Source organism: Methylobacterium sp. WL18 (genome assembly GCF_008040015.1).
GTDB classification, from domain to species: domain Bacteria; phylum Pseudomonadota; class Alphaproteobacteria; order Rhizobiales; family Beijerinckiaceae; genus Methylobacterium; species Methylobacterium mesophilicum.
Genome location: NZ_VRVD01001263.1, coordinates 1 through 567, shown reverse-complemented (window position 1 = coordinate 567; position 567 = coordinate 1). Strand labels below are relative to the sequence as shown.

The window sequence follows — 567 nt, the reverse complement described above, 5'->3', positions numbered from 1 at the left end:
GCGCGGGCGCCGGCTCACGGCAGGCGCTCGTGACCGCCGAGAGCGCCTCGTTCAACGAGGTGACCAGGAAGTCCGCCGAGGTCGCCCGGCGCAGGCGGTCCAGCGTTGCCGGATCGCGCTCGCGCCAGAAGCCCACCAGGATACGCACGCCCGGCACCGCGGCGCGGGCCTGCCGCACCGTGAACCGGATCTGCGACAGGCTGACCGGCTCGAGATAGGAAAAGCAGATCAGCGCGAGGCCGCCCGGGTTGTCGGGGCGCTCGCCGGCGCGGATCGCGGCCATCGACAGGGTCTGCGAGGCGAGCCCGTGCCGGGCCAGGATCTGGCTGAGCATGAGGGTGGCCGCCTCGTCGAACGGGCCGCGGCTCGACACGCAGAGGACCGGCGTCTCGCTGCGCCAGGCCGGCACGAGATCCTCGCGGGCCAGCACGATGCCGGCGATCTGACGGTCCGGCCCCGCGGCGGCCAGCGCCGCCGCGGTCTCGGTGTCGGAGGGGGTGGCGTTTTAACATCTCCGCGCCCACGAGACGACGCGGCAGGGGGGTTGGCGGGGTGGGGGTGGAAAAA

At 73.7% G+C, this 567-nt stretch carries 1 pseudogene; it reads right to left on the bottom strand.

Features of this window, described 5'->3' with window-relative positions:
* Positions 1-490: pseudogene (locus FV228_RS32215) on the bottom strand (AI-2E family transporter); the annotation flags it as partial.
* Between the last annotated feature and the right edge of the window lie 77 nt (positions 491-567).